The following is a 25242-nucleotide window of genomic DNA, read 5'->3' as shown; positions in this document are numbered from 1 at the left end:
CGCGGAGCAAGTCGCACGGCGCACCGCCGCCCCCACGGTTTCGAGCGTGGGGACGGTGGTGCGCCGATGCGACTTGCCCCGCGATGGCCTCAGCGCAAGCCGCGCTGGGTTTCGTCGAGGTCGCGGATGTACTTGAACACTTTACGCGCTGCCGCTGGCGGCTTGTTCCGCGCCTTTTCATGCTGGGCATGACGGATCAGCGAGCGCAGATGCTGGCGATCGGTGTCGGGGAACTCGTTGACGAAGCGCTCGAGGTCTTCGTCGTTACCGTCGATCAGGCGATCGCGCCAGCGCTCGAGACCGTGGAAACGCTCGTTGTACTGGCGGCTGGAGCTGTCGATCTGCTCGAGCACGGCATGGATGGCGTCCAGATCCTGTACGCGCATCAGCTTGCCGACGAACGACATGTGGCGCTTGCGAGCGCCGTGGGCGGTGTGCTTGCTGGCCTCGTCCAGCGCCTTGCGCAGCTCGTCGGTCAATGGCAGGCGAGCCAGGGTGTCGGCCTTGAGAGTGGTGAGGCGCTCACCAAGCTCGACCAGCGCATGCAGCTCGCGCTTGATCTGGGTTTTGCTTTTTTCGCCATCGAAGGCGTCGTCGTAAGAATCAACCATGGGGGCCGTCCGCAAGAAATCGCCGCCATGATAACCAGTCGGGGGCCGCTTGTCCGGCCCGGTCGTAGAATGACCCAAGCCGTACGCAGAATTTTCAGTGGAGAAAACCATGAGTGCAGTCCAGAGCGTAGGCCCCAAGGACCTGCCGGCGTTGCAGGAGCAGGTCGAGGCGATTGTCGCCGAGGCGCGCCGCCAGGGCGCCAGCGCCTGCGAAGTGGCGGTGTCGCTGGAGCAAGGGCTGTCCACCACGGTGCGCCAGCGCGAAGTCGAGACGGTCGAGTTCAATCGCGACCAGGGGTTCGGCATCACCCTTTACGTAGGCCAGCGCAAGGGTTCGGCCAGCACTTCGGCCAGCGGCCCTGAGGCGATCCGCGAAACGGTTGCCGCTGCGCTGGCAATCGCGAAACATACCTCCGAGGACACTTGCTCGGGGCTGGCCGATGCCGCGTTGATGGCCCGTGAGATCCCCGACCTGGACCTCTACCATGACTGGGACATCGAACCGGAGAAAGCCATCGAGATGGCGCTGGCCTGCGAGGCGGCGGCGTTCGATGCCGACAAGCGCATCAGCAACGCCGACGGCACCACGCTCAATACCCATCAGGGTGTGCGGGTGTACGGCAACAGCCATGGTTTTATCGGTGGCTACGCCTCGACCCGTCACAGCCTGAGCTGCGTGATGATCGCCGAAGCCGATGGGCAGATGCAGCGTGACTATTGGTACGACGTCAATCGCCAAGGCCAGTTGCTGGCCGACCCGCGTAGCATCGGCTTGCGTGCCGCGCAGCGCGCGGCAAGCCGCCTGGGTGCCCGTCCGGTACCTACCTGCGAGGTGCCGGTGCTGTTCTCGGCCGAGCTCGCCGGCGGCCTGTTCGGCAGCTTCCTGTCGGCAATTTCCGGCGGCAACCTGTACCGCAAGTCGTCGTTCCTCGAGGGTACCCTTGGCCAGCGCCTGTTCCCCACCTGGCTGACCCTCGACGAGCGGCCACACATCCCGCGTGCGCTGGGCAGTGCAGCGTTCGATGGCGATGGCCTGGCCACTTACGCCAAGCCGTTCGTCGACAAAGGCGAGCTGGTGTCGTACATCCTCGGCACCTATTCGGGGCGCAAGCTGGGTTTGCCGAGCACCGCCAACTCAGGTGGCGTGCACAATCTGTTCGTCACCCACGGCGTCGAGGACCAGGCCGCACTGATCCGGCGCATGGGCCGTGGCCTGCTGGTAACCGAGCTGATGGGCCATGGGCTGAACATGGTGACCGGCGACTACTCGCGGGGTGCGGCTGGCTTCTGGGTGGAAAACGGCGAAATCCAGCACGCCGTGCAAGAAGTGACCATTGCCGGCAACATGAAGGACATGTTCCAGCAGATCGTCGCCATTGGCAGCGATATCGAGACGCGTAGCAATATCCACAGCGGCTCGGTGCTGATCGAGCGCATGACGGTCGCGGGTAGCTGACAGCGCGGCGGGTGGGAGCGGGTTTGCCCCGCGATAGGCCATTGCAGCTATCGCGGGGCAAGCCCACTCACACGCATCAGCATTTTCCGTGACGAACGACCCGGCCATCGCGCCGGGTTTATTTTGCCTATTGTCTAGCTTGAACTGATTCTATTTATCACTTAATAATGAATATCATTATCCAGTAACTCGGCGATGATGTTCATGAAAACCGTCCTCCACGAACTGCCCTACCTGGAAAACTGGCGCTGGCTCAGCCGGCGCATCCGTTGCGCGCTGGAACCCGACGAGCCACGCCTGATCGAGCACTACCTCGCCGAAGGCCGCTATCTGGTGTGCTGCACCGAGACCTCGCCGTGGTCGGTGGCCTTGACCGCCTTGCGTCTGCTGCTAGATACCGCCAACGATCGCATGCTGCCCTGGCACTGGCGCTGCCTGTGCCTGGACCAGGCCTGGCGTCCGCTGCTCGACCTGCGCAATCTCGACCGCCTCGAACAGAACCAGCGTTGGCAGCCCTACGCGATGCAGCTCGCCAATTGCGTGCTGCTGCCGTCGATTTCTCCCGAAGAACTGATGCAAGGACTTGAAGATGAGTGATACCCGTATCGAGCGCGACAGCATGGGTGAACTGCAGGTGCCGGCCCAGGCCCTGTACGGTGCCCAGACCCAGCGCGCGGTCGACAACTTCCCGGTCAGCGGCAAGCCGATGCCGACCCAATTCATCCGTGCCTTGCTGCTGGCCAAAGCCGCAGCGGCCAAGGCCAACGTCGAGCTGGAACAGCTCAGCGCAGGGCAGGGCGCGGCCATCGTCAAGGCGGTGGAACAGCTGCTCGCCGAGGATTTCATCCAGCACTTCCCGGTGGACGTCTTCCAGACCGGCTCCGGCACCAGCTCGAACATGAACGCCAACGAGGTCATCGCGACCCTGGCCAGCCATGTGCTGGGCGAGCCGGTCAATGCCAATGACCACGTCAATTGTGGCCAGAGCAGCAACGACATCATCCCCACCACCATTCACGTCAGCGCCGCCCTGGCCCTTCACGAACAGCTGCTGCCGGCCTTGCGCCACCTCACCCAGGTGATCGAGGCCAAGGCAGTCGAGGTGCACAAGCACGTGAAGACTGGCCGCACCCATTTGATGGACGCGATGCCGGTACGCATGAGCCAGGTGCTTGGTGGCTGGGCCGCCCAGATCAAGGGTGCCCAGGCGCATATCGAAGCCACGCTGCCGAGCCTGCAGGCACTGGCCCAGGGCGGCACTGCCGTGGGCACCGGGATCAATGCCCACCCGCAGTTCGCCGCAGACTTTGCCCGCCAGTTGAGCGGCCTGACCCAGGTCGAGTTCACCCCTGGCGAGAACCTGTTTGCCCTGATCGGCTCCCAGGACACCGCCGTGGCGCTGTCGGGCCAGCTCAAGACGGCTGCCGTGGCGCTGATGAAGATCGCCAACGACCTGCGCTGGATGAACTCCGGCCCGCTCGCCGGCCTTGGTGAAATCGAGCTGCAGGGCCTGCAACCAGGCTCTTCGATCATGCCGGGCAAGGTCAACCCGGTGATCCCGGAGGCCACCGCCATGGTCGCCGCCCAGGTGATCGGCAACGACGCGACCATCGCCGTGGCCGGCCAGTCGGGCAACTTCGAGCTCAACGTGATGTTGCCGGTAATCGCCCGCAACCTGCTGGAGAGCATCGAGCTGATGGCCAACGTCAGCCGTTTGCTGGCCGACAAGGCGATTGCCAGCTTCAAGGTCAACGAGGCCAAGCTCAAGGAGGCGCTGTCGCGCAACCCGATCCTGGTCACCGCGCTGAATCCGATCATCGGCTACCTGAAGGCCGCCGAGATCGCCAAGACCGCCTACAAGCAAGGGCTTCCGATCATCGATGTGGCACTGGAGCACACCGACCTGTCGCGGGACCAGCTCGAAGCACTGCTGGACCCGGAAAAACTTACCGCCGGCGGCATCTGAACCCGGGCCACCCAGGAGGCACGTCATGCAGCATTGGAAACGCACCACCCAAGATGCAAACCGCCTGTTCGAGCTGGGCGAGCTGGTCGACGCCCGGGAGCACTACCTGCAAGCACTGGCCTTGGCCCAGGTGCTGTTCGAGCGCTGGCATGACGTCGACGAGGCGGTGGCTGCACTGGTCATCGCCCACCACAACCTGGCCGACCTGCACCTGCGCCTGAACCAGCCGCACGAAAGCGCCGACTACCTGTGCGCGGCGCACCAGCGGCTGCTCCAGGCCAGCCAGGATCCGCGCCTGCCCCAGGCCCTGCGCGACGCGGCCTTGCGCCACAGCGGGCGTACCTACACCGAACTGCTGAGTTTCATCGCCGAGTATGGCCAATACCCGCGTACCGAGCGCCTGCTTAACCGCCAGGCGCCCGCGGCCAGCGAGCTGGTTGCGCTCGCGGACATCACGGATCGCAAACCTGCCTACGGAGTCCATTGACATGCCACATACCTTGCCTGCGTTGCCCTACGCCTACGATGCGCTGGAACCGCACATCGACACCCAGACCATGGAGATCCACCACAGCAAGCACCATCAGACCTACATCAACAACCTCAACGCCGCCATCGAGGGCTCCGAATGGGCCGAATGGCCGGTGGAGCGACTGGTGGGCGCAGTCAAGCAACTGCCCGAGAAACTGCAAGGGGCGGTGGTCAACCAGGGCGGTGGCCATGCCAACCACACGTTGTTCTGGTCCGTCATGTCGCCCAAGGGCGGTGGCCAACCCGAGGGTCAGGTAGCCAAGGCCATTGACCAGCAGCTTGGTGGTTTCGAGGCGTTCAAGGAGGCCTTCACCAAGGCAGCGCTGACCCGGTTCGGCAGTGGCTGGGCCTGGCTCAGCGTGACCCCGCAGAAAACCCTGGTTGTGGAGAGCAGCGGTAACCAGGACAGCCCGCTGATGCACGGCAACACGCCGATCCTAGGCTTGGATGTCTGGGAGCACGCCTATTACCTGAAGTACCAGAACCGCCGTCCTGAGTACATTGGCGCTTTCTACAACGTGGTCGACTGGACCGAAGTGGAACGCCGCTACCTTGAAGCCCTGAAGTGAGTCTGACCGGTATGCGCTCCGAGGTGATGTCTGTCAGCAGTGTGCGCCTGTTCCGCCTGGCGCTTGGGACCGTGCTGTTGCTGGTCGGCACCGCATTGCTGGTGTCGCGTGGCATCGCCTGGCTGGACCTGCAACCGCGCATGTTGCGAGCCCTGGAGGGCGGAGCCCTGTGCGCATTGGGGACGGCCTTGGGCGCAGTGCCGGTGTTGGTAATCCGCAACATGCCAGTGGCCGTGGCCGACACCTTGCTCGGTTTTGGGGCCGGGGTGATGTTGGCGGCCACCGCGTTCTCGCTGATCATTCCCGGGCTGGATGCGGCCCAGGCCATTGGCTTCAGCCCATGGGGCGCCGGTGGTGTGATCAGTGGCGGCCTGCTGTTCGGCGCACTGTGCCTGTTTCTGGTCGATCTCAAGGTTTCAGGCGCCTCACCGGAGGCTTTGGTCGGCAGCGATCAGCAACCGGTGATTGCTGCCAGGATCTGGCTGTTCGTCATTGCCATCATTGCCCACAACATCCCCGAAGGCATGGCCATCGGGGTTTCCGCTGGTGGCGGAATGCCTGATGCCGATAGCCTGGCCATGGGCATCGCGCTGCAGGATGTGCCGGAGGGCCTGGTGATCGCGCTGGTGCTGGCAGGGGCGGGCATGCCGCGCTTCAAGGCGTTCCTGATCGGTGCGGCATCGGGGCTGGTCGAGCCGCTGGCCGCGGTGATCTGTGCCTGGCTGGTGAACATCGCCGAACTTTTGCTGCCGCTGGGCCTGGCCTGTGCGGCGGGGGCGATGCTGCTGGTGGTGACCCAGGAGATCATTCCAGAGTCACGCAGCAACGGGCATCACCGCCTGGCGAGCCTGGGGTTGTGTGTCGGGTTCTGTCTGATGATGGTGATGGACACGGCGATGTCCTGACGCCGCAGTTCAGAAACTGCTGGAGCCAGCCTTGCTGGCGAAGCAGTCATCGCAGTATTGGCGTGGGAGCGGGCTTGCCCCGCGATGCATCGCACCGGCGACACTGGTATCGCTGGGCAAGCCCGATCCCACGCTCCAGTTTCCGTTTGCAGTCCTCGCCTGGCTCATTCGCCTTCGTCGAAGAAGTTCTCGATCAACGTGACCAACGCTTCCATGGCGTCGGTGTCCTGCTCACCCTCGGTGAGCAGGTGCACCTGGGTGCCCTTGCCGGCGGCGAGCATCATCACCGCCATGATGCTCTTGCCGTCCACCAGCTTGTCCGGCGCGCGCCCGACACGTACCTGGCAGGGGAAGCGCCCGGCCACGCCGACGAACTTGGCGGCCGCCCGCGCATGCAGGCCCAGCTTGTTGATGATGGTGATTTCGCGGGCGGGCATCGTGGGGCGGATCCTGTGGCTAGAGGTCGCGGTGGCGGACCTGGACGTTTTTCAGGGATTGCTGGAGCAGTTGGCCAAGCCGTTCGGTAATGTACACCGAGCGGTGGTGGCCGCCGGTACAGCCGATGGCGATGGTGACATAGGCACGGTTGCTGGCGGCGAAGCGCGGCAGCCATTTGAGCAGGTAGCTGGAAATGTCCTGGAACATCTCCTCGACGTCCGGCTGCGCGGCCAGGTAGTCGATCACCGGCTGTTCGAGGCCGGAATGTTCGCGAAGTTCCGGCTTCCAGTACGGATTGGGCAGGCAGCGCACGTCGAACACCAGGTCGGCGTCCACCGGCATGCCACGCTTGAAACCGAACGACTCGACGAGAAACGCAGTGCCGGGCTCGGGCTGGTTGAGCAGGCGCAGCTTGATCGAGTCACGCAACTGGTACAGGTTCAGGTTGGTGGTGTCGATCTTCAGGTCGGCAAGATCGGCAATCGGCCCCAGCAGCTCGCTCTCCACCCGAATTGCCTCAGCCAGCGAACGGCTGTCGTTGGTCAGTGGGTGGCGGCGGCGGGTTTCCGAGAACCGCTTGAGCAGGGTGTCTTCGTCGGCATCCAGGTACAGCACGTCGCACTGGATATGCCGGGAACGTGCCTCCTCCAGCAACTGCGGGAAGCGTGACAGATGGCTGGGCAGGTTGCGCGCATCGATGGAGACCGCAACCTTGGGTTGCAACAGCTCTGTGTTGATCAAGGCGTTTTCGGCCAGCTGCGGCAACAGCCCGGCGGGCAGGTTGTCGATGCAGTAGTAGCCGTTGTCTTCCAGTACGTCGAGGGCGGTGCTCTTGCCGGAGCCGGAGCGACCGCTGACGATGATCAGGCGCATGTTCAGTGCTCGTTCTGTACGTCCAGGACGACCTGGTAGAGGGTCTCGCTGCTGTCGGCGGCACGCAGGCGATCGCGGACCTCCTTGCGATCGAGCATGCTGGCGATCTGGCGCAGCAGTTCAAGGTGGGCGTCGGTGGCGGCTTCCGGGACCAGCAGGACAAACAGCAGGTCGACCGGGGCGCCATCGATGGCATCATAATCGATGGGGGCATCCAGGTGCAGCAGGGCGCTGACAGGCGCGCTGCAACCTGTCAGGCGGCAGTGGGGAATGGCGATGCCATTGCCAAAACCGGTGGAGCCCAGTTTTTCGCGAGCCCACAGGCTGTCGAAGACGTCTTGCATCTCCAGCTCGGGTACTTGCTCGGCGATCAGGTTGGCGACCTTTTCCAGGGCGCGCTTCTTACTGCCGCCCGGCACGTTCACGAGGGAACGGCCGGGGGTCAGGATGGTTTCAAGTCGGATCATGGATGAGGGGGATCAGCGGGCGGCTGCGCCTTGCAGCAGGCTTTGCTGTTTTTCCTTGTGCTTTTTCAGTTGACGGTCGAGCTTGTCGGCCAGGGCATCGATGGCTGCATACATGTCTTGGTGTTCGGCGTTTGCCACCACCTCACCGCCGGGAATCTGGAGCGTGGCTTCGATCTTCTGCTGGAGCTTCTCGACTTTCATGATCACCGTCACGTTGGTGATCTTGTCGAAATGACCCTCCACCCGGGCGAGCTTCTCGAGCACGTAATCGCGCAGTGGTTGGGTGACTTCTACATGCTGTCCACTGATGTTGACTTGCATACAGCTTCTCCTTTGTTGCCCGTGCATAAAGAGGCAGGTGTTGCACCTGCCACTGAAACGCTGTGGCACATCCGGGGGCTACATCAGCCGCTTACGCTCGCTCGAGGGTGCGATCCCCAACGACTCGCGATACTTGGCGACGGTGCGACGGGCTACCTGGATGCCTTGTGCCTCCAGTAAACCAGCGATCTTGCTGTCACTCAATGGCTTTTTCTGATTTTCCGCAGCCACCAGTTTCTTGATGATCGCGCGGATAGCCGTAGACGAGCATTCGCCGCCTTCGGCGGTGCTCACGTGGCTCGAGAAAAAGTATTTCAGTTCGTAGATGCCGCGTGGGGTGTGCATGTATTTCTGGGTGGTTACCCGGGAAATTGTCGATTCATGCATGCCTACCGCTTCGGCGATGTCATGCAGGACCAGCGGTTTCATCGCCTCGTCGCCATGGTCGAGGAAGCCACGCTGGTGTTCGACGATCTGCGTCGCCACTTTCATCAGCGTCTCGTTGCGGCTCTGCAGGCTCTTGATGAACCAGCGCGCTTCCTGCAACTGATTGCGCATGAACGTGTTGTCGGCGCTGGTGTCGGCACGACGGACGAAGCCGGCGTACTGCGGATTGACGCGCAGCTTCGGCACTGCCTCCTGGTTGAGCTCGACCAGCCAGCGCTCGCTGTCCTTGCGCACGATGACGTCGGGCACGACGTACTCGGGTTCACTGGACTCGATCTGCGAGCCTGGGCGCGGGTTGAGGCTCTGCACCAGTTCGATGATCTGGCGCAGCTCGTCTTCCTTGAGCTTCATGCGGCGCATCAGCTGGCTGTAGTCACGGCTGCCGAGCAGGTCGATGAAGTCGGTGACCAGGCGCTGTGCCTCGCTCATCCAGGGTGTCGAGGCCGGCAGCTGGCGCAGTTGCAGCAGCAGGCATTCGCCGAGGGTGCGGGCGCCAATGCCGGCAGGCTCGAACTGCTGGATGCGGTGCAGTACTGCCTCGACCTCGTCCAGCTCGATGTCCAGCTCCGGGTCAAAACCGGCGCAGATTTCTTCGAGGGTGTCTTCCAGGTAGCCCTGGGCGTTGATGCTGTCGATCAGGGTGACGGCGATCAGGCGGTCGGTGTCGGACATCGGCGCCAGGTTGAGCTGCCACAGCAGGTGGCTTTGCAGGCTCTCGCCCACCGATGTGCGAGTGGTGAAGTCCCATTCGTCATCATCGTTGCTTGGCAGGCTGCTGGCGCTGGTCTGGTAGATGTCTTCCCAGGCGGTGTCGACCGGCAATTCGTTGGGGATCCGCTCGGCCCACTCGCCGTCCTCGAGGTTTTCCGTATTGCTGCTGGAGGTTTCCTGGAAACTGTTGTCCTGGGCTTCGGCGACCGGCTTGTTCTCGGCGTTGTCCGCCATCGGGTCGCTGTTGTCGAAGTCCTCGCCGTCTTCCTGACGTTCGAGCATCGGGTTGGACTCCAGCGCTTCCTGGATTTCCTGCTGGAGGTCCAGGGTGGAGAGCTGAAGCAGGCGGATGGCCTGTTGCAACTGAGGTGTCATCGTCAGTTGCTGGCCCATTTTTAGGACGAGCGATGGTTTCATGGCTGGGGCTTAATACCTTGTTGCCGGCGCGCATGCGCCATCCACTACACGTAGGGCGCTTGGGCGCCGACTTTAAGCAAGTTATATGCCTGAAATTGCAGCGTTTGCCTAGAGCACTGTAACAACTTAAGCCCCGATCAGGCGCATTCGCCAGTGCTCCGGGCAGGCCTGCGGTCAGAGTCGGAACTCATGCCCCAGGTAAACTTCCTTGACCAACTGGTTGGCCAGGATGGTCTCGGCATCGCCTTCGGCGATCAGTTGGCCATCGTTGACGATGTAGGCCGTCTCGCAGATGTCCAGGGTCTCGCGAACGTTGTGGTCGGTGATCAGTACGCCGATGCCCTTGTTCTTGAGGTGGTGGATGATCTGCTTGATATCGCCGACGGAAATCGGGTCGACACCGGCGAACGGTTCGTCCAGCAGGATGAACTTGGGTGCGGTGGCCAGGGCGCGGGCGATCTCGACCCGGCGACGTTCGCCACCGGACAGGCTCATGCCCAGGTTGTCGCGGATGTGGCTGATGTGGAATTCCTGCAGCAGGCTTTCCAGCTCTTTGCGTCGGCCTTCGCGGTCGAGGTCCTTGCGGGTCTCGAGGATGGCCATGATGTTGTCGGCCACCGACAGCTTGCGGAAGATCGAGGCTTCCTGCGGCAGGTAGCCGATACCGGCCTGTGCGCGCCCGTGCATGGGCTGGTGGCTGACGTCGAGGCTGTCGATCAATACACGGCCCTGGTCGGCCTGGACCAGGCCGACGATCATGTAGAAACAAGTGGTCTTGCCGGCGCCGTTGGGGCCGAGCAGGCCGACGATCTGGCCGCTGTCGATGGACAGGCTGACGTCGCGCACGACTTGCCTGCCCTTGTAGCTCTTGGCCAGGTGCTGGGCTTTGAGGGTTGCCATTTACTCGGCCTTTTTCTTCGGTTGAATGACCATGTCGATACGCTGACGCGGTGCAGTCACGTTGCCACCGCGCCCGGCGGTAGCCACCTGGGTCTTGGTGTTGTAGACGATCTTCTCGCCTTCGGTGGTGTTGCCTTCGTTCTCGACCTTGGCGCGGTCGGTGAGGATCACCACGTCTTTCTGCGCCTGGTACTGGATGGTCACGGCCCAGCCTTTCATCTTGTCGGGCTTGGCGGCGCTCTGCTGCTGCTCGAAGTAGGCCAGGTTGCCCACCGAGGTGACCACGTCGATATCGCCGTTGGCGGCGCGGGTCATGGTCACGGTGTTGCCTTTGATCATCATCGAGCCCTGGGTGATGATCACATCGCCCGTGTAGGTGGCGACGCCCTGCTTGTCGTCCAGGTGGGCGTTGTCCGCCTGGATGCGGATCGGCTGGTCACGGTCGTTCGGCAGGGCGAAGGCGCTCGCGCTTCCCAGTGCTACGCCCAGGCTGAGCAGAAGGGGGATGGTTTTAACGAGCCTCATACTGTCCTCTTACGTTAGAGAGCAGGTCCATCCTGCCTTCTTTCAAATACGCTTTCATTCCTTTGCCCGTAGTCGTGCCACCGGCGCCGTCGATTCTAACGGCTTGCTCGGTCTGCGCATATTGCTTCTGCGGGAACACGGTCATGCGTGTGCTGGTGATGATGGTTTCGCGTTGCTTCTCGTCGGTGCGCGCCACGCGCACTTCGTCGATCAGCTCCACCTCGGTGCCGTCCGGGTTGACCTCGGCGCGCTTGCTCTGCACATGCCAGGGGTACTCGGTGCCACGGTACAGGTGCAAGTCGGGAGTGGTCACCAGGGTGACCTCGCTGGCCTTGAGGTGCTCGACCTTGGCGGCGGTCATCTCGTACTGCAGCTTGCCGTCGGGCAGGAACTGCAGGCTGTGGGCGTTGATCGCGTAGTAGTCGATGGCGCTCTGGTCGACCTGGGCCTGGGGCTGCTCGAGGAAGCTTTCCGGGCTGATGTTCCAATAGCCTACAGCAACCAGCACCGCGGCGATCCCGCCTAGCAGCGCGACATTTCTGATCTTCTTGCTGAGCATGGGCAGCCTTACAGATAATGGGCGTTGGCAGCGTCCAGGGTGCCCTGGGCCTGCATGATCAGTTCACAGAACTCGCGGGCGGCGCCTTCGCCGCCGCGGGCCTGGGTAACGCCGTGGGCGTGCTGGCGAACGAAGGTCGCGGCATTCTGCACCGCCATGCCCAGACCGACGCGGCGGATCACCGGCAGGTCGGGCAGATCGTCGCCGAGGTAGGCGACCTGTTCATAGCTTAGATTGAGTTCGGCGAGCAGGCCGTCCAGCACCACCAGTTTGTCCTCGCGGCCCTGGAACAGGTGCGGGATACCGAGGTTCTTAGCCCGGCGCTCGACCACGGGGGTCTTGCGCCCGCTGATGATCGCGGTGGTCACGCCCGAGGCCATTAGCATCTTGATGCCGTGGCCGTCGAGGGTGTTGAAGGTCTTGAATTCGCTGCCGTCCTCGAGAAAGTACAGGCGGCCATCGGTGAGCACGCCATCGACGTCGAACACGGCCAGCTTGATGGCCTTGGCGCGTTGCATCAGGTCCTGGTTCATTTACATCACTCCGGCGCGCAGCAGGTCGTGCATGTTCAGGGCGCCGGTCGGGCGGTCGTCCTGGTCGACAACCACCAGCGCGCTGATCTTGTGGTCTTCCATGATCTTCAGTGCCTCGGCGGCGAGCATCTCGGCCCGGGCGGTCTTGCCGTGCACGGTCATCACTTCGTCGATGAGCGTCTTGTGCACGTCGATGTTGCGGTCCAGGCTGCGGCGCAGGTCACCGTCGGTGAAGACTCCGGCCAGCTTGCCGTCGTTACCCAGCACCACGGTCATGCCCAAACCTTTGCGAGACATTTCAAACAGCGCGTCCTTGAGCAGGGTGCCGCTCTTTACCACGGGCAGTTCTTCGCCGGCATGCATGACATTCTCGACCTTCAGCAGCAGGCGACGGCCCAGCGCGCCGCCCGGGTGGGAGAAGGCGAAGTCTTCGGCGGTGAAGCCGCGAGCCTCCAGCAGGGCAATGGCCAGGGCGTCGCCCAGTGCCAGCGCCGCGGTGGTGGAAGAGGTGGGTGCCAGGTTGAGCGGGCAGGCTTCCTGGGCGACGCTGGCGTCGAGGTTGACCTCGGCGGCCTGGGCCAGGGGCGAGTCCGGTTTGCCGGTGAGGCTTATCATCTGGATGCCCAGGCGCTTGATCAAGGGCAGCAGGGTGACGATCTCGGCGGTGCTGCCGGAGTTGGACAGGGCAAGTATGACATCGTCACGGGTGATCATGCCCATGTCGCCATGGCTGGCCTCGGCCGGGTGCACGAAGAATGCCGGGGTGCCGGTGCTGGCCAGGGTGGCGGCGATCTTGTTGCCGATGTGCCCCGACTTGCCCATGCCTACCACCACGACCCGTCCCTTGCTGGCCAGGATCAGTTCGCAGGCCTTGACGAAGTCCCCGTCGATGCGGGCCAGCAGGGCCTCCACGGCCTCGAGTTCGAGGCGCAGGGTGCGCTGGGCGGATTGGATCAGCTCGCTGGATTGAGTCATGTCGAAACGCAATGCCTGATGAAAAGGCGGCGATTATAGCCGCAATGTGTGAAAGGCTCATCCTTCGAATGTCATATGGATGCCGCGCTTGCCTGTCTGTGCCCTGAACGAGTGGGGTGACGGCCTTGGGGCGGGCCTATCAGCGGTGCTATAGTTCGCCGCTATTCGCCCGCCGGGGACCTGTGTGCCTTCCAGATGAAGGCAGGCGTCCACTATGACGAGGCTGCACTAGCAAGGAGTCTAGATGAGTGTGGATAGCGCCTACGCGGTCGAGTTGAAGGGCGTCACCTTCAAGCGCGGTTCGCGCAGCATTTTCAGCAACGTGGACATACGCATTCCCCGCGGCAAGGTCACCGGCATCATGGGGCCTTCGGGGTGCGGCAAGACCACCTTGCTGCGTCTGATGGGCGCGCAGTTGCGCCCGGCCGGCGGCGAGGTCTGGGTCAATGGGCAGAACCTGCCCGCGCTGTCGCGGGGCGACCTGTTCGATGCGCGCAAGCAGATGGGCGTGCTGTTCCAGAGCGGTGCGTTGTTCACCGACCTGGATGTGTTCGAGAACGTGGCCTTCCCGCTGCGGGTGCATACGCAGCTGTCGGACGAGATGATCCGCGACATCGTGCTGATGAAGCTGCAGGCCGTGGGCCTGCGCGGCGCCATCGACCTGATGCCCGACGAGCTGTCCGGTGGCATGAAGCGCCGTGTGGCGCTGGCCCGTGCGATCGCCCTCGACCCACAGATCCTCATGTACGACGAGCCTTTCGTCGGCCAGGACCCGATCGCCATGGGCGTGCTGGTGCGCCTGATCCGCCTGCTCAACGATGCCCTGGGCATCACCAGCATCGTGGTGTCCCATGACCTTGCGGAAACCGCGAGTATTGCCGACTACATCTATGTGGTCGGTGATGGCCAGGTGCTGGGGCAGGGCACGCCGGACGAACTGATGGGCTCGGACAACCCGCGCATCCGCCAGTTCATGAAAGGCGACCCGGATGGCCCGGTACCCTTCCACTTCCCTGCGCCTGACTACCGCGCCGATCTGCTGGGGACGCGTTGATGCGCAGAAAATCCTTACTCGAACGTATCCGTCTGTTCGGCCGTTCGGCCATCGATGTGCTGGCTGTGCTGGGACGCTCGTGCCTGTTCCTCGGCCATTCGCTGGGCGGGCGCAGTGGTATCGGCGGCGGTTTCCAGCTGCTGGTCAAGCAACTGTATTCGGTGGGCGTGCTGTCGCTGGCGATCATCGTCGTGTCCGGCGTGTTCATCGGCATGGTGCTGGCCCTGCAGGGCTACAGCATTCTCAACAAGTACGGCTCGGAACAGGCGGTGGGGCAGATGGTCGCCCTGACCCTGCTGCGCGAGCTGGGGCCGGTGGTCACTGCATTGCTCTTTGCCGGTCGCGCGGGCTCCGCGCTGACCGCCGAAATCGGCAACATGAAATCCACCGAGCAGTTGTCGAGCCTGGAAATGATCGGCGTCGACCCGCTCAAGTACATCGTGGCGCCACGCCTGTGGGCCGGCTTCATTTCGCTGCCGCTGCTGGCGCTGATCTTCAGTGTGGTGGGCATCTGGGGCGGCTCGTGGGTTGCCGTGGACTGGCTGGGCGTCTACGAAGGCTCGTTCTGGGGCAACATGCAGAACAGTGTCTCTTTCAGCGACGACGTGCTCAACGGGCTGATCAAGAGCCTGGTGTTCGCCTTCGTCGTCACCTGGATCGCCGTATTCCAGGGGTACGACTGTGAGCCCACTTCAGAAGGGATCAGCCGTGCCACCACCAAGACCGTGGTCTATGCCTCGTTGGCAGTCCTGGGTCTGGACTTTATTCTGACCGCCTTGATGTTTGGAGATTTCTGATGCAAAACCGCACCCTGGAAATCGGTGTCGGCCTGTTCCTCCTGGCCGGGATCCTGGCGCTGCTGCTGCTGGCCCTGCGTGTCAGCGGGCTGTCGGCCAGCCCGAGCAGCGACACATATAAAGTTTATGCGTACTTCGACAATATCGCCGGTTTGACGGTCAGAGCTAAAGTGACCATGGCCGGTGTGACCATCGGCAAGGTCACCGCCATCGATCTGGATCGCGACTCCTACACCGGTCGGGTGACGCTGCAGTTGGACAAGCATGTCGACAACCTGCCGACCGACTCCACTGCCTCGATCCTGACTGCCGGCCTGCTGGGCGAGAAGTACATCGGCATCAGCGTGGGCGGCGAGGACGTGGTTCTCAAGGATGGCAGCACCATCCACGACACGCAGTCGGCGCTGGTGCTGGAAGATCTGATCGGCAAGTTCCTGCTCAACTCGGTGGGCAAGGAACCGAAAGAAGCTCAACCGGCTAATTAAGGAGTTTCCATGATTTCGATCCTGCGACGTGGCCTGCTGGTTCTGCTGGCGGCCTTCCCCCTGCTGGCCCTGGCGGCGCCGGGGCAGTCTGCCCGTGATGTGATCCAGGGCACCACCACCCAGTTGCTCAGCGACCTGAAGAGCAACAAGGAGCAGTACAAGGCCGACCCCAATGCGTTCTACAACGCGCTCAACGCCAATCTTGGCCCGGTGGTCGATGCCGACGGCATCTCCAAGAGCATCATGACGGTCAAGTATTCGCGCAAGGCCTCGCCCGAGCAGATGCAGCGCTTCCAGGAGAACTTCAAGCGCAGCCTGATGCAGTTCTATGGCAACGCCTTGCTGGAGTACAACAACCAGGGCATCACCGTCGACCCGGCCAAGACCGAGGCTGACGATCGCACCAGCGTCGGCATGAAGATCACCGGCACCAACGGTGCGGTCTATCCGGTGCAGTACACCATGGTCAAGCTGGACGGCGAGTGGAAGGTGCGTAACGTCATCGTCAACGGCATCAACATCGGCAAGCTGTTCCGCGACCAGTTCCAGGATGCCATGCAGCGTAATGGCAACAACCTGGACAAGACCATCGACGGTTGGGCCGGTGAAGTGGCCAAGGCCAAGGAAACAGCCGACAGCTCGCCGGATAAGGAAGTCAAATGAGCGACGCCGCCGTGAGCATGGCCGCGCCGGGCGTTCTTGCCCTGGCCGGCGTGCTGGATTATCGCAGCGGCCCGGCCCTGCGCAAACAGGGCAAGGCGTTGATCGCCGCCAGTGGCGAGGCGCGCCTGGTGTTCGACTGCACTGCGGTGGTCAAGTCGAGCAGCGTCGGCCTGTCTTTGCTGCTGGGGTTCATGCGCGACGCCCAGGCGGCTGGAAAAACCTGGGAGTTGCGCGGTATCCCCGAGAACATGCAGGAAATTGCCGGGGTCTATGACCTCGATGAGGTATTGGCGGGCTGAGGCCCTGCCGTTCGGGAAAGGCCCCTCGGTCAGTGCGCCCCTTCATGGGCTTCGCAGGCGAGGGGCTTTTTTGTATGATGGCCGACCCGCGCGCGTTGGGCGCCGATCGAGGTTGAGCATGCAGGCCGTAGAAGTTAAAAGCTTTCTGGAAGAGAAATTGCCGGGAACCCAGGTCGAAGTTGAAGGCGAAGGCTGCAACTTCCAGTTGAACGTGATCAGCGACGAGCTGGCCGGCCAGAGCCCGGTCAAGCGTCAGCAGGCGATCTATGCTCACCTCAATCCGTGGATCGCCAACGGCAGCATTCACGCGGTAACCATGAAATTCTTCAGCAGCGCAGCCTGGGCTGAGCGCACCTGAGCCTACTTGGCGGCGAGATACGTATGGACAAACTGATTATCACTGGTGGCGCGCGTCTCGATGGCGAGATCCGCATTTCCGGCGCAAAGAACTCCGCCCTGCCGATCCTTTCGGCCACCCTGCTGTGCGATGGCCCGGTCACGGTCGGCAACCTGCCGCACCTGCACGACATCACCACCATGATCGAGCTGTTCGGCCGCATGGGCATCGAGCCTGTGATCGACGAAAAACTCTCGGTGGAGATCGACCCGCGTACCATCAAGACCCTGGTCGCTCCCTACGAGCTGGTCAAGACCATGCGCGCCTCGATCCTGGTGCTCGGCCCCATGGTAGCTCGCTTCGGTGAGGCCGAAGTGGCCCTGCCGGGTGGCTGCGCCATCGGTTCGCGTCCGGTCGACCTGCACATCCGCGGCCTCGAGGCCATGGGCGCGAAGATCGACGTCGAAGGCGGCTACATCAAGGCCAAGGCCCCCGAAGGCGGCCTGCGCGGCGCGCATTTCTTCTTCGACACCGTCAGCGTCACCGGCACCGAGAACATCATGATGGCCGCCGCCCTGGCCAAGGGCCGCAGCGTGCTCCAGAACGCCGCCCGTGAGCCGGAGGTGGTCGACCTGGCCAACTTCCTGATCGCCATGGGTGCGAAGATCCAGGGCGCCGGTACCGACACCATCACTATCGATGGCGTCGAGCGCCTGCACTCGGCCAACTACCGTGTCATGCCCGACCGTATCGAGACCGGCACCTACCTGGTCGCCGCTGCCGTGACCGGTGGCCGCGTCAAGGTCAAGGATACCGACCCGACCATCCTCGAAGCTGTCCTCGAGAAGCTCAAGGAAGCCGGCGCCGACATCACCACCGGCGAAGACTGGATCGAGCTGGACATGCACGGCAAGCGGCCGAAGGCCGTTAACCTGCGTACCGCTCCGTACCCGGCGTTCCCGACCGACATGCAGGCGCAGTTCATTTCGCTCAACGCCATCGGCGAAGGCACTGGCGCGGTGATCGAGACCATCTTCGAAAACCGCTTCATGCACGTGTATGAAATGCACCGCATGGGCGCGCAGATCCAGGTCGAGGGCAACACTGCCATCGTCACTGGCGTCAAGGCGCTCAAAGGTGCGCCGGTAATGGCCACCGACCTGCGTGCTTCCGCCAGCCTGGTGCTGTCGGCGCTGGTCGCCGAAGGCGACACCCTGATCGATCGCATCTACCACATCGACCGTGGCTACGAGTGCATCGAGGAGAAACTGCAGATGCTGGGCGCGAAGATCCGTCGCGTGCCGGGCTAGCAGTCACCGTGGCGCAGGGACGCGCCAGCCGAATCGTATGCGGTCGGGCTGCTGAGCCCGGCCGGCAGTAGACGCTTAAGGACCGACGTTCCAATGTTGACCATCGCGCTATCCAAAGGCCGTATTCTCGACGATACCCTGCCACTGCTGGCCGAGGCCGGTATCGTGCCGACCGAGAATCCGGACAAGAGCCGCAAGCTGATCATCCCCACCACGCAGGATGATGTGCGCCTGCTCATCGTGCGTGCCACCGATGTGCCGACCTATGTCGAGCATGGCGCCGCCGACCTCGGTGTGGCCGGCAAGGACGTGCTGATGGAATACGGTGGCCAGGGCCTGTACGAACCCCTGGACCTGCAGATCGCCCAGTGCAAGCTGATGACCGCTGGCGTAACCGGCGCACCAGAGCCCAAAGGCCGCCTGCGCGTGGCTACCAAGTTCGTCAATGTAGCCAAGCGCTACTATGCCGAACAGGGCCGCCAGGTCGACATCATCAAGCTGTACGGCTCCATGGAGCTGGCGCCACTGATCAACCTTGCCGACAAGATCATCGACGTGGTCGACACCGGCAATACCCTGCGCGCCAACGGCCTCGAGCCCCAGGACCTGATCGCCACGATCAGCTCGCGCCTGGTGGTCAACAAGGCCTCCATGAAGATGCAGCACGCCCGTATCCAGAGCCTGATCGACACCCTGCGCAACGCCGTCGAATCGCGACACCGCGGCTGACCTCTGCGCGCGACCTCCGCTGTCGCGCCCGTCTATCCGCGTCATAGCCTTTTTTCTCAGGTGCCCGCGCGGATGGAGTGGTAGCTTTAGGGCGCCTGAACATCCGCTAATAACGAGGCCCTCGCCATGACCGTGTCCACTGCAATTGCCCGTCTCAACGCCGCTGACCAGGATTTCGCCCGACATCTGGATCATCTGCTGAGCTGGGAAAGTGTGTCCGATGACGCGGTCAACCAGCGCGTGCTCGACATCATCAAGGCCGTGCGTGAGCGCGGTGACCAGGCACTGGTGGAGTTCACCCAGCGTTTTGATGGTGTTGATGCCAAGACGATCGACGACCTGATCCTCGATCGCGAGCGCCTGGAGCTGGCGCTGACGCGCATCACCCCGGTACAGCGCGAGGCCCTGGAAAAGGCCGCCAACCGCGTGCGCATCTACCATGAGCGGCAGAAGCAGGACTCGTGGCAGTACACCGAGGCTGACGGCACTGTCCTCGGCCAGAAGGTCACGCCGCTGGACCGTGCTGGGCTGTATGTGCCTGGTGGCAAGGCGTCGTACCCATCGTCGGTACTGATGAATGCCATTCCGGCCAAGGTCGCGGGCGTCAGCGAGGTGGTGATGGTAGTGCCGACCCCGCGTGGCGAGGTCAACGAACTGGTACTCGCCGCGGCCTGCATCGCCGGGGTCGACCGTGTGTTCACCGTCGGTGGCGCCCAGGCCGTGGCAGCCTTGGCCTACGGTACCGAGAGCGTGCCGCAGGTGGACAAGATCGTCGGCCCGGGCAACATCTATGTGGCGACCGCCAAGCGCCATGTGTTCGGCCAGGTCGGCATCGACATGATCGCCGGCCCTTCGGAGATCCTGGTGGTCTGCGACGGCCAGACCGACCCGGACTGGATCGCCATGGACCTGTTCTCCCAGGCCGAGCACGACGAGGATGCCCAGGCGATTCTGGTCAGCCCGGACGCCGCTTTCCTCGATCGCGTCGCTGCCAGCATCGACAAGCTGCTGCCGACCATGGAGCGTGCCGAGATCATCGAGAAGTCGATCAATGGCCGTGGCGCGCTGATCCAGGTGCGTGACATGCAGCAGGCCATCGAGGTGGCCAACCGCATTGCCCCCGAGCACCTGGAGCTGTCGGTGGCCGATCCGCAGGCCTGGTTGCCGCAGATCCGCCATGCTGGCGCGATCTTCATGGGCCGCCACACCAGCGAGGCGCTGGGCGACTACTGCGCCGGCCCCAACCACGTGCTGCCGACCTCCGGCACCGCGCGCTTCTCTTCACCACTGGGCGTGTATGACTTCCAGAAGCGTTCGTCGATCATCTTCTGCTCCGAGCAGGGCGCGTCCGAGCTGGGTCATACCGCTTCCGTGCTGGCCCGGGGCGAATCGCTGACCGCCCACGCGCGCAGCGCCGAATACCGCATCCTCAACGAGAAGGGGAACTGAGCATGAGTCGATTCTGGAGTCCCTTCGTCAAGGACCTGGTGCCTTACGTGCCGGGTGAGCAGCCGAAGCTGGCGCGGCTGGTCAAGCTGAACACCAACGAGAACCCCTATGGCCCGTCGCCCAAGGCGCTGGAAGCCATGCGCGGCGAGCTCAACGACAACCTGCGGCTGTATCCGGACCCGAATGGTGACCGGCTCAAGCAGGCGGTGGCCGAGTACTACGGCGTGACGCCAGCGCAGGTGTTCGTCGGTAACGGCTCGGACGAGGTGCTGGCGCACATTTTCCACGGTCTGTTCCAGCATGACCGCGGGCCGCTGCTGTTCCCGGACGTGAGCTACAGCTTCTACCCGGTGTATTGCGGTCTGTACGGTATCGCGTTCGAGCAGGTAGCACTGGATGAGCAGTTCCAGATCCGGGTTTCGGACTACAGCAAGCCTAATGCCGGGGTCATCTTCCCCAACCCCAATGCGCCGACCGGCTGCCTGTTGCCGCTTGAGGCGGTCGAGCAACTGCTGCAGGCCAACCGGGATTCGGTGGTGGTGGTCGATGAGGCCTACATCGATTTCGGTGGCGAAACGGCCATCAGCCTGGTTGATCGCTATGACAACCTGCTGGTGACCCAGACCTTGTCCAAGTCGCGTTCGCTGGCGGGGCTCAGGGTTGGCCTGGCGGTGGGGCATCCCGACCTGATCGAGGCGTTGGAGCGGATCAAGAATAGCTTCAACTCCTATCCGTTGGATCGCATGGCGATTGTCGGGGCGGCGGCGGCGTTCGACGACCGTGAGTATTTCGATGAGACCTGCCGCAAGGTTATCGACAGCCGGGACGTGCTGGTTTCTGAGTTGGTGGCGCGTGGGTTCGAAGTGCTGCCTTCGGCGGCGAACTTTATCTTTGCCCGGCATCCCGGGCAGGATGCTGCCGGGATCGCGGCGCGGCTTCGTGAGCAAGGGGTGATTGTTCGGCACTTCAAGCAGGAGCGGATTGCGCAGTTCCTGCGGATTACGATTGGGACGCCGGAGATGAACCAGGCTTTGCTTGATGCTTTGAATTGATTTCAGGGGTTTGACAGGGGGGCGGATTGGGGGTGGTTGTTCTGACTTCTGATTCGCCCTTTGTTGTTGTTGTTGTTGTTGTTGTTGTTGTTGTTGTTGTTTGGTGGTTTTGGAAGTTGTATGCGCATTCATTTTTGATGTCGACGCTTATTCACCTTTCCGCCCTTACGGCGGGTCCCTTTTTGAAGGATCAAAAAGGAACCAAAAAATCCTCGCTCCATTCATCCGGCCCTCCGCTTCGCTCCGGGTTCCCTCACTCCGGCCTTGCTCCCGGGAGGACCGCGCTGAACGCCCCATCCTGGGGCGCAGCGCTTGACGGGCATCCATGCCCGTCACCTCCCTCCGCAAGACCTGCGTTCGGCCTCCTGAAGTCGCGAAGTTACGGGCGGCGCCTGGACTGGCGCAGCTGTCGCTAGTTGGAGCGTAATTAAACTCTCGATTGTTTCGCGGGGCACAGCCAATATATAACTTACTTTGAAACAGTAAACCTCGCATTTCCTGCTCTTGCTCTTGCTTCTAAGCGCGCGATAGTTCAGGCGCTGCCAATCGCGACTTCAGGAGGCCGAGCGGAGTTCTTGCGTAGTGGGGCGACGGCCATGGATGGCCGTCGAGCGCTGCGCCCCAGGATGGGGCGTACAGCGCGGTACCCACGGGAGCAAGAACGGAGCGAGGGAACCCCGGAGCGAAGCGTAGGAGCCGTATGAACGGAGCCGAACGGTTTTGCCGACTTTTGCCACGACAAAAGTCGGCCGCCGTAAGGGCGGAAAGGTGACTAAATGTCGATATCGTCTACGAATACGCATACAAAACCAAAAACAATCACCCTCAAGCCCCAGCAACACCTTTATGCGCCAAAACACTATAAATGCACGGCAAAACAAACAACGTAAACAAAGTCCCCACCGACATCCCGGTAGCAATCACCATCCCGATATCAAACCGGCTGACCGCCCCGGCCCCGGTGGCCAAAATCAAGGGCACCATGCCAAACACCATGGCCGCCGTGGTCATCAGCACCGGCCGCAGGCGAATCGCAGCGGCTTCTTCGATTGCCTCGCGTACCCCAAACCCCCGCTCGTCCCGTAGCTGATTGGCAAACTCGACAATGAGAATCCCATGCTTGGTAATCAGCCCGATCAGTGTCACCAACCCCACCTGGGTATAGATGTTCATGCTCGAGACCCCAAGGAACAGCGGCAAGAGCGCACCGCAGATGGACAACGGCACGGTCACCAGAATCACCAGCGGATCGCGGAAGCTCTCGAACTGCGCCGCCAGCACCAGGAAGATGATCGCCAGCGCCAGGCCGAAGGTCACCCACAACGCGCTGCCCTCCTGGACGAACTGCCGAGCTGTCCCGGCATAGTCCAGTGAAAAGCCTTCCGGCGCCTCCTCGCGGGCGATGGCGCGCACGGTTTCCAGTGCTTCACCCATGCTCACCAGCGGAACGCCCTGGATGATCGCCGAGTTCAGCTGCTGGAACTGGTTGAGCTGTCGCGGCCGGGCCCGGTCGCTCAGGGTGATCAAGGTTGATAATGGCAACAGCTGGCCTTGCTCGTTCTTTACGTAGTAGCTGTTCAACCAGCCGGGGTTGGCGCGGTAGGGCCGTTCAACCTGGGCGATGACCTTATAGCTGCGCCCCTCCAGCGTAAAGCGGTTGATCTCGGCCTCGCCAAGCAAGGTCGCCAGGGTGCTGCCAAGGGTGTCCATCGACACGCCCATCTGCGCCGCCTTGGCGCGGTCGATGTCGATCACCACCTCCGGTTTGTCGAAGGCCAGGTCGATGTCGAGGAAGGCGAATTTACCCGAGGCCTGGGCGCGCTCCTTGACCCGTTGCGCCACCTCCAGCAGCGCCGGGTAATCACCGGCGGTGTTGATCACCAGCTGGAACGGCAGGCCCTCGCCGGTGCCGGGCAGCGATGGCAAGTTGAAGCCGAAGATCTGCAGGCCGCCGATCTGTTCGAGTTTGGCCTGCACCAGCGGCAACAGCTGCATCTGCGTGCGCTCGCGTTCGTTCCAGGGTTTGAGCAGGAAGCCGCCGATACCGCTCTGTACGCCGTTGAAACCATTGATCTGGAATGACGAGTAGTACTCGGGGAAGCCCTTGAAGATTGGCGTGAACTGGTCGGTATAGGCGTTGAGGTAGTCCAGGTTCGCGGTTTGCGGTGAACTGCTCATCATGAAGATAACCCCCTGGTCCTCCTCCGGGGCCAGCTCGTTGCGGGTGAACATCAGCAGCACCGGGATCAGGCACATGATGAGCACGGCGAACGCCAGCACCACCGGGCGGCTGTTGAGCGTACCGTGCAGCAGGCGCTGGTAGCGTACCTTGAGCGATTCGAAGATCAGGTCCAGGCGGTGGGCCAGCCCGCTGGGGTTCTGTTCGTGGCGCAGCAGCACGGCGCACATCATGGGGGAGAGGGTGAGGGCGACGACCCCGGAGATGACCACGGCTCCGGCCAGGGTCAGGGCGAACTCCTTGAACAGGGCGCCGGTCAGCCCGGTGAGAAAACCAATGGGAGCGTACACAGCAGCCAAGGTGATAGTCATGGACACGACCGGCAGGGCGATCTCGCGGGCACCCTCCAGGGCCGCTTCGAGGGGCGTCTTGCCTTCTTCGATATGGCGGTGGATGTTTTCCACCACGACGATGGCGTCATCCACCACCAGGCCGATGGCCAGTACCATCGCCAGCAGGGTCAGCAAATTCAGCGAATAGCCCATCATCTGCATGAAAAACAGCACGCCAATCATCGACAACGGGATGGTCACCACCGGGATCACCACCGACCGCAGGGCGCCGAGGAACAAAAACACCACGACGATGACGATCAGCACCGCCTCGCCGAGGGTCTTGATCACTTCGTCGATGGAGGCCTGGATAAACAGGGTGGCGTCGTAGGCGATGGACACCTTCAGGCTGGAGGGCAGTTGTTCTTCGAGCTGCGGCATGATCCGCCGTACTTCCTTGATAACCTCCAGCGGGTTGGCCGCCGGCGTGGCCTTGATGCCGATGTAAACCGAGGGCGTGCCGTCGAACGAACTGACCGTGTCGTAGTTTTCGGCGCCCATTTCCACCCGGGCCACGTCACCCAGCAGTACCCGGCTGTCACCGCTGGTCTTCACCGGTAGGGCGGCGAAGGCTTCGGCAGACTTGAGCTCGGTGCTGGCGTTGATGCTGGTGACCACGTACTCGCCCTTCACTTCGCCAGCTGCGGAGAGGAAGTTGTAGCGGCGCACGGCGTTGGTCACGTCCACTGCCGACAGGCCGAAGCCGGCCAGCTTCACCGGATCGATCCAGATACGCATGGCGAACACCTGGTTGCCGAGAATCTCGGCCTCGGCCATGCCCGGCAACGTGGCCAGTTTGGGTTGGATGACCCGTGACAGGTAGTCGGTGATCTGCGGGTTGCTCATTTCCTTGCTGTAGAAGCTGATGTACATCAGTGCCGAGGCGTCGGCGGCCTCCTTGCTCAGTACCGGATCCTCGGAGTCCTGGGGCAGCTTGTTGCGCACCTCGTTGGCCTTGGCCAGCAACTGGGTGAACAGCCGGTCGGTGTCGGCGCCGATCCGCGCGTAGACCGAAATGATCGAGAAGTTCTGCCGGCTCACCGAGGTCATGTAGTCGATGCCGTCGGCGCTGGCCAGGCTCTGCTGCAGCGGCTGGGTGATGTAGCCCTGGATGGTCTCGGCGTTGGCCCCGGGGTAGGCGGTCGTCACCGTGATCAGGGCGTTTTCCATCTGCGGGTACTGGCGGATCTGCAGCTTGCTCCAGGCCTGCAGGCCCAGCAGCAGGATCAGCAGGCTGACCACGCAGGCCAGCACCGGGCGGCGGATGAACGGGTCGGTGAACGCCATGGCCG

28 protein-coding genes are annotated in these 25242 nt (G+C 62.8%); 16 read left to right on the top strand and 12 right to left on the bottom strand.

Annotated elements, in window-relative coordinates:
* Positions 1 to 89: 89 nt before the first annotated feature.
* On the bottom strand, positions 90 to 611 hold the full coding sequence (gene yjgA / locus BMY03_RS02935; protein WP_023632090.1) for a ribosome biogenesis factor YjgA: 522 nt from the start codon (positions 609 to 611) through the stop codon (positions 90 to 92).
* Between the two features lie 109 nt (positions 612 to 720).
* Between yjgA and pmbA the strand changes: the two genes are divergently transcribed.
* The 6 genes from pmbA to BMY03_RS02905 all read left to right on the top strand — a co-directional run bounded on the left by pmbA (position 721) and on the right by BMY03_RS02905 (position 6038).
* Positions 721 to 2067: a metalloprotease PmbA gene (gene pmbA / locus BMY03_RS02930; RefSeq protein WP_038707428.1), complete on the top strand. Its 1347-nt coding sequence runs from the start codon at positions 721 to 723 to the stop codon at positions 2065 to 2067.
* Positions 2068 to 2262: 195 nt separating this feature from the next.
* Complete coding sequence (locus BMY03_RS02925) at positions 2263 to 2664, top strand: hypothetical protein (RefSeq protein ID WP_023632765.1); 402 nt, start codon at positions 2263 to 2265, stop codon at positions 2662 to 2664.
* Positions 2657 to 4033, top strand: coding sequence for a class II fumarate hydratase (locus BMY03_RS02920; RefSeq protein WP_094010203.1), 1377 nt, complete (start codon positions 2657 to 2659; stop codon positions 4031 to 4033). Before BMY03_RS02925 ends, BMY03_RS02920 begins: the two co-directional genes overlap by 8 nt.
* A gap of 25 nt (positions 4034 to 4058) precedes the next feature.
* On the top strand, positions 4059 to 4520 hold the full coding sequence (locus BMY03_RS02915) for a hypothetical protein (RefSeq protein WP_094010202.1): 462 nt from the start codon (positions 4059 to 4061) through the stop codon (positions 4518 to 4520).
* Between the two features lies 1 nt (position 4521).
* The gene (locus BMY03_RS02910; RefSeq protein ID WP_023629090.1) at positions 4522 to 5133 is read left to right on the top strand and encodes a superoxide dismutase; all 612 of its coding nucleotides are present in this window, start codon (positions 4522 to 4524) and stop codon (positions 5131 to 5133) included.
* An 11-nt stretch (positions 5134 to 5144) separates the two neighbouring features.
* On the top strand, positions 5145 to 6038 hold the full coding sequence (locus BMY03_RS02905) for a ZIP family metal transporter (protein WP_094010361.1): 894 nt from the start codon (positions 5145 to 5147) through the stop codon (positions 6036 to 6038).
* Between the two features lie 164 nt (positions 6039 to 6202).
* Here BMY03_RS02905 and BMY03_RS02900 read toward each other — a convergent pair whose 3' ends face one another.
* From BMY03_RS02900 to BMY03_RS02855, 10 genes are all read right to left on the bottom strand, one after another.
* Positions 6203 to 6475, bottom strand: coding sequence for an HPr family phosphocarrier protein (locus BMY03_RS02900; RefSeq protein WP_023629089.1), 273 nt, complete (start codon positions 6473 to 6475; stop codon positions 6203 to 6205).
* A 19-nt stretch (positions 6476 to 6494) separates the two neighbouring features.
* On the bottom strand, positions 6495 to 7349 hold the full coding sequence (rapZ, locus tag BMY03_RS02895; protein WP_023629088.1) for an RNase adapter RapZ: 855 nt from the start codon (positions 7347 to 7349) through the stop codon (positions 6495 to 6497).
* A 2-nt stretch (positions 7350 to 7351) separates the two neighbouring features.
* Positions 7352 to 7816: a PTS IIA-like nitrogen regulatory protein PtsN gene (gene ptsN, locus BMY03_RS02890; protein WP_023629087.1), complete on the bottom strand. Its 465-nt coding sequence runs from the start codon at positions 7814 to 7816 to the stop codon at positions 7352 to 7354.
* 12 nt (positions 7817 to 7828) lie between these two features.
* Positions 7829 to 8137: a ribosome hibernation-promoting factor, HPF/YfiA family gene (gene hpf, locus BMY03_RS02885; RefSeq protein ID WP_023629086.1), complete on the bottom strand. Its 309-nt coding sequence runs from the start codon at positions 8135 to 8137 to the stop codon at positions 7829 to 7831.
* 78 nt (positions 8138 to 8215) lie between these two features.
* Positions 8216 to 9712, bottom strand: a complete 1497-nt coding sequence (locus BMY03_RS02880; RefSeq protein ID WP_023629085.1) for an RNA polymerase factor sigma-54 — start codon at positions 9710 to 9712, stop codon at positions 8216 to 8218.
* A gap of 174 nt (positions 9713 to 9886) precedes the next feature.
* Positions 9887 to 10612 (bottom strand): LPS export ABC transporter ATP-binding protein, encoded by a 726-nt coding sequence (lptB, locus tag BMY03_RS02875; protein WP_023629084.1) that lies wholly within the window; start codon positions 10610 to 10612, stop codon positions 9887 to 9889.
* A complete protein-coding gene (gene lptA / locus BMY03_RS02870; protein ID WP_023629083.1) occupies positions 10613 to 11137 on the bottom strand; it encodes a lipopolysaccharide transport periplasmic protein LptA in 525 nt (174 codons plus the stop codon). It lies immediately after the preceding gene.
* Complete coding sequence (gene lptC / locus BMY03_RS02865; protein WP_023629082.1) at positions 11124 to 11696, bottom strand: LPS export ABC transporter periplasmic protein LptC; 573 nt, start codon at positions 11694 to 11696, stop codon at positions 11124 to 11126. The genes lptA and lptC overlap by 14 nt, the downstream gene beginning before the upstream one ends.
* Positions 11697 to 11704: 8 nt before the next feature.
* Positions 11705 to 12229: a KdsC family phosphatase gene (locus BMY03_RS02860; RefSeq protein ID WP_023629081.1), complete on the bottom strand. Its 525-nt coding sequence runs from the start codon at positions 12227 to 12229 to the stop codon at positions 11705 to 11707.
* Positions 12230 to 13204: a KpsF/GutQ family sugar-phosphate isomerase gene (locus tag BMY03_RS02855; RefSeq protein ID WP_038707430.1), complete on the bottom strand. Its 975-nt coding sequence runs from the start codon at positions 13202 to 13204 to the stop codon at positions 12230 to 12232.
* A 244-nt stretch (positions 13205 to 13448) separates the two neighbouring features.
* Here BMY03_RS02855 and BMY03_RS02850 point away from each other — a divergent pair, with 244 nt between their 5' ends.
* The 10 genes from BMY03_RS02850 to hisC all read left to right on the top strand — a co-directional run bounded on the left by BMY03_RS02850 (position 13449) and on the right by hisC (position 21379).
* The gene (locus BMY03_RS02850; protein WP_023630420.1) at positions 13449 to 14258 is read left to right on the top strand and encodes an ATP-binding cassette domain-containing protein; all 810 of its coding nucleotides are present in this window, start codon (positions 13449 to 13451) and stop codon (positions 14256 to 14258) included.
* Positions 14258 to 15055 carry a lipid asymmetry maintenance ABC transporter permease subunit MlaE gene (gene mlaE, locus BMY03_RS02845; protein ID WP_031315029.1) on the top strand — a complete coding sequence of 266 codons (798 nt, stop codon included), beginning with the start codon at positions 14258 to 14260 and terminating at the stop codon, positions 15053 to 15055. The genes BMY03_RS02850 and mlaE overlap by 1 nt, the downstream gene beginning before the upstream one ends.
* Entirely contained in the window at positions 15055 to 15540 is a 486-nt protein-coding gene (gene mlaD, locus BMY03_RS02840; RefSeq protein WP_023630422.1) for an outer membrane lipid asymmetry maintenance protein MlaD, read from the top strand. The genes mlaE and mlaD overlap by 1 nt, the downstream gene beginning before the upstream one ends.
* A 9-nt stretch (positions 15541 to 15549) precedes the next feature.
* On the top strand, positions 15550 to 16203 hold the full coding sequence (locus tag BMY03_RS02835; RefSeq protein WP_023630423.1) for an MlaC/ttg2D family ABC transporter substrate-binding protein: 654 nt from the start codon (positions 15550 to 15552) through the stop codon (positions 16201 to 16203).
* Complete coding sequence (locus tag BMY03_RS02830) at positions 16200 to 16502, top strand: STAS domain-containing protein (protein ID WP_023630424.1); 303 nt, start codon at positions 16200 to 16202, stop codon at positions 16500 to 16502. Before BMY03_RS02835 ends, BMY03_RS02830 begins: the two co-directional genes overlap by 4 nt.
* 118 nt (positions 16503 to 16620) lie before the next feature.
* The gene (locus BMY03_RS02825; RefSeq protein ID WP_023630425.1) at positions 16621 to 16860 is read left to right on the top strand and encodes a BolA family protein; all 240 of its coding nucleotides are present in this window, start codon (positions 16621 to 16623) and stop codon (positions 16858 to 16860) included.
* A 23-nt stretch (positions 16861 to 16883) separates the two neighbouring features.
* A complete protein-coding gene (gene murA, locus BMY03_RS02820) occupies positions 16884 to 18149 on the top strand; it encodes a UDP-N-acetylglucosamine 1-carboxyvinyltransferase (RefSeq protein ID WP_023630426.1) in 1266 nt (421 codons plus the stop codon).
* Between the two features lie 93 nt (positions 18150 to 18242).
* Entirely contained in the window at positions 18243 to 18878 is a 636-nt protein-coding gene (hisG, locus tag BMY03_RS02815; protein ID WP_023630427.1) for an ATP phosphoribosyltransferase, read from the top strand.
* Positions 18879 to 19004: 126 nt separating this feature from the next.
* Entirely contained in the window at positions 19005 to 20327 is a 1323-nt protein-coding gene (gene hisD / locus BMY03_RS02810) for a histidinol dehydrogenase (RefSeq protein WP_023630428.1), read from the top strand.
* A gap of 2 nt (positions 20328 to 20329) precedes the next feature.
* Positions 20330 to 21379 carry a histidinol-phosphate transaminase gene (gene hisC / locus BMY03_RS02805; protein WP_023630429.1) on the top strand — a complete coding sequence of 350 codons (1050 nt, stop codon included), beginning with the start codon at positions 20330 to 20332 and terminating at the stop codon, positions 21377 to 21379.
* Positions 21380 to 22204: 825 nt separating this feature from the next.
* Here hisC and BMY03_RS02800 read toward each other — a convergent pair.
* Positions 22205 to 25237: a multidrug efflux RND transporter permease subunit gene (locus BMY03_RS02800; RefSeq protein ID WP_094010201.1), complete on the bottom strand. Its 3033-nt coding sequence runs from the start codon at positions 25235 to 25237 to the stop codon at positions 22205 to 22207.
* Positions 25238 to 25242 lie beyond the last annotated feature (5 nt).

It is taken from the genome of Pseudomonas soli (genome assembly GCF_900110655.1).
Classification (GTDB): Bacteria; Pseudomonadota; Gammaproteobacteria; order Pseudomonadales; family Pseudomonadaceae; genus Aquipseudomonas; species Aquipseudomonas soli.
The sequence above is the reverse complement of the archived record's forward strand: the minus strand, read 5'-3'. Positions and strand labels throughout refer to the sequence as shown.

Bases quoted from the DNA above. Each gene is read 5' to 3' on its own strand.
- yjgA (WP_023632090.1), bottom strand. From the start codon at position 611: ATGGTTGATTCTTACGACGACGCCTTCGATGGCGAAAAAAGCAAAACC.
- pmbA (WP_038707428.1), top strand. From the start codon at position 721: ATGAGTGCAGTCCAGAGCGTAGGCCCCAAGGACCTGCCGGCGTTGCAG.
- BMY03_RS02925 (WP_023632765.1), top strand. From the start codon at position 2,263: ATGATGTTCATGAAAACCGTCCTCCACGAACTGCCCTACCTGGAAAAC.
- BMY03_RS02920 (WP_094010203.1), top strand. From the start codon at position 2,657: ATGAGTGATACCCGTATCGAGCGCGACAGCATGGGTGAACTGCAGGTG.
- BMY03_RS02915 (WP_094010202.1), top strand. From the start codon at position 4,059: ATGCAGCATTGGAAACGCACCACCCAAGATGCAAACCGCCTGTTCGAG.
- BMY03_RS02910 (WP_023629090.1), top strand. From the start codon at position 4,522: ATGCCACATACCTTGCCTGCGTTGCCCTACGCCTACGATGCGCTGGAA.
- BMY03_RS02905 (WP_094010361.1), top strand. From the start codon at position 5,145: ATGCGCTCCGAGGTGATGTCTGTCAGCAGTGTGCGCCTGTTCCGCCTG.
- BMY03_RS02900 (WP_023629089.1), bottom strand. From the start codon at position 6,475: ATGCCCGCCCGCGAAATCACCATCATCAACAAGCTGGGCCTGCATGCG.
- rapZ (WP_023629088.1), bottom strand. From the start codon at position 7,349: ATGCGCCTGATCATCGTCAGCGGTCGCTCCGGCTCCGGCAAGAGCACC.
- ptsN (WP_023629087.1), bottom strand. From the start codon at position 7,816: ATGATCCGACTTGAAACCATCCTGACCCCCGGCCGTTCCCTCGTGAAC.
- hpf (WP_023629086.1), bottom strand. From the start codon at position 8,137: ATGCAAGTCAACATCAGTGGACAGCATGTAGAAGTCACCCAACCACTG.
- BMY03_RS02880 (WP_023629085.1), bottom strand. From the start codon at position 9,712: ATGAAACCATCGCTCGTCCTAAAAATGGGCCAGCAACTGACGATGACA.
- lptB (WP_023629084.1), bottom strand. From the start codon at position 10,612: ATGGCAACCCTCAAAGCCCAGCACCTGGCCAAGAGCTACAAGGGCAGG.
- lptA (WP_023629083.1), bottom strand. From the start codon at position 11,137: ATGAGGCTCGTTAAAACCATCCCCCTTCTGCTCAGCCTGGGCGTAGCA.
- lptC (WP_023629082.1), bottom strand. From the start codon at position 11,696: ATGCTCAGCAAGAAGATCAGAAATGTCGCGCTGCTAGGCGGGATCGCC.
- BMY03_RS02860 (WP_023629081.1), bottom strand. From the start codon at position 12,229: ATGAACCAGGACCTGATGCAACGCGCCAAGGCCATCAAGCTGGCCGTG.
- BMY03_RS02855 (WP_038707430.1), bottom strand. From the start codon at position 13,204: ATGACTCAATCCAGCGAGCTGATCCAATCCGCCCAGCGCACCCTGCGC.
- BMY03_RS02850 (WP_023630420.1), top strand. From the start codon at position 13,449: ATGAGTGTGGATAGCGCCTACGCGGTCGAGTTGAAGGGCGTCACCTTC.
- mlaE (WP_031315029.1), top strand. From the start codon at position 14,258: ATGCGCAGAAAATCCTTACTCGAACGTATCCGTCTGTTCGGCCGTTCG.
- mlaD (WP_023630422.1), top strand. From the start codon at position 15,055: ATGCAAAACCGCACCCTGGAAATCGGTGTCGGCCTGTTCCTCCTGGCC.
- BMY03_RS02835 (WP_023630423.1), top strand. From the start codon at position 15,550: ATGATTTCGATCCTGCGACGTGGCCTGCTGGTTCTGCTGGCGGCCTTC.
- BMY03_RS02830 (WP_023630424.1), top strand. From the start codon at position 16,200: ATGAGCGACGCCGCCGTGAGCATGGCCGCGCCGGGCGTTCTTGCCCTG.
- BMY03_RS02825 (WP_023630425.1), top strand. From the start codon at position 16,621: ATGCAGGCCGTAGAAGTTAAAAGCTTTCTGGAAGAGAAATTGCCGGGA.
- murA (WP_023630426.1), top strand. From the start codon at position 16,884: ATGGACAAACTGATTATCACTGGTGGCGCGCGTCTCGATGGCGAGATC.
- hisG (WP_023630427.1), top strand. From the start codon at position 18,243: ATGTTGACCATCGCGCTATCCAAAGGCCGTATTCTCGACGATACCCTG.
- hisD (WP_023630428.1), top strand. From the start codon at position 19,005: ATGACCGTGTCCACTGCAATTGCCCGTCTCAACGCCGCTGACCAGGAT.
- hisC (WP_023630429.1), top strand. From the start codon at position 20,330: ATGAGTCGATTCTGGAGTCCCTTCGTCAAGGACCTGGTGCCTTACGTG.
- BMY03_RS02800 (WP_094010201.1), bottom strand. From the start codon at position 25,237: ATGGCGTTCACCGACCCGTTCATCCGCCGCCCGGTGCTGGCCTGCGTG.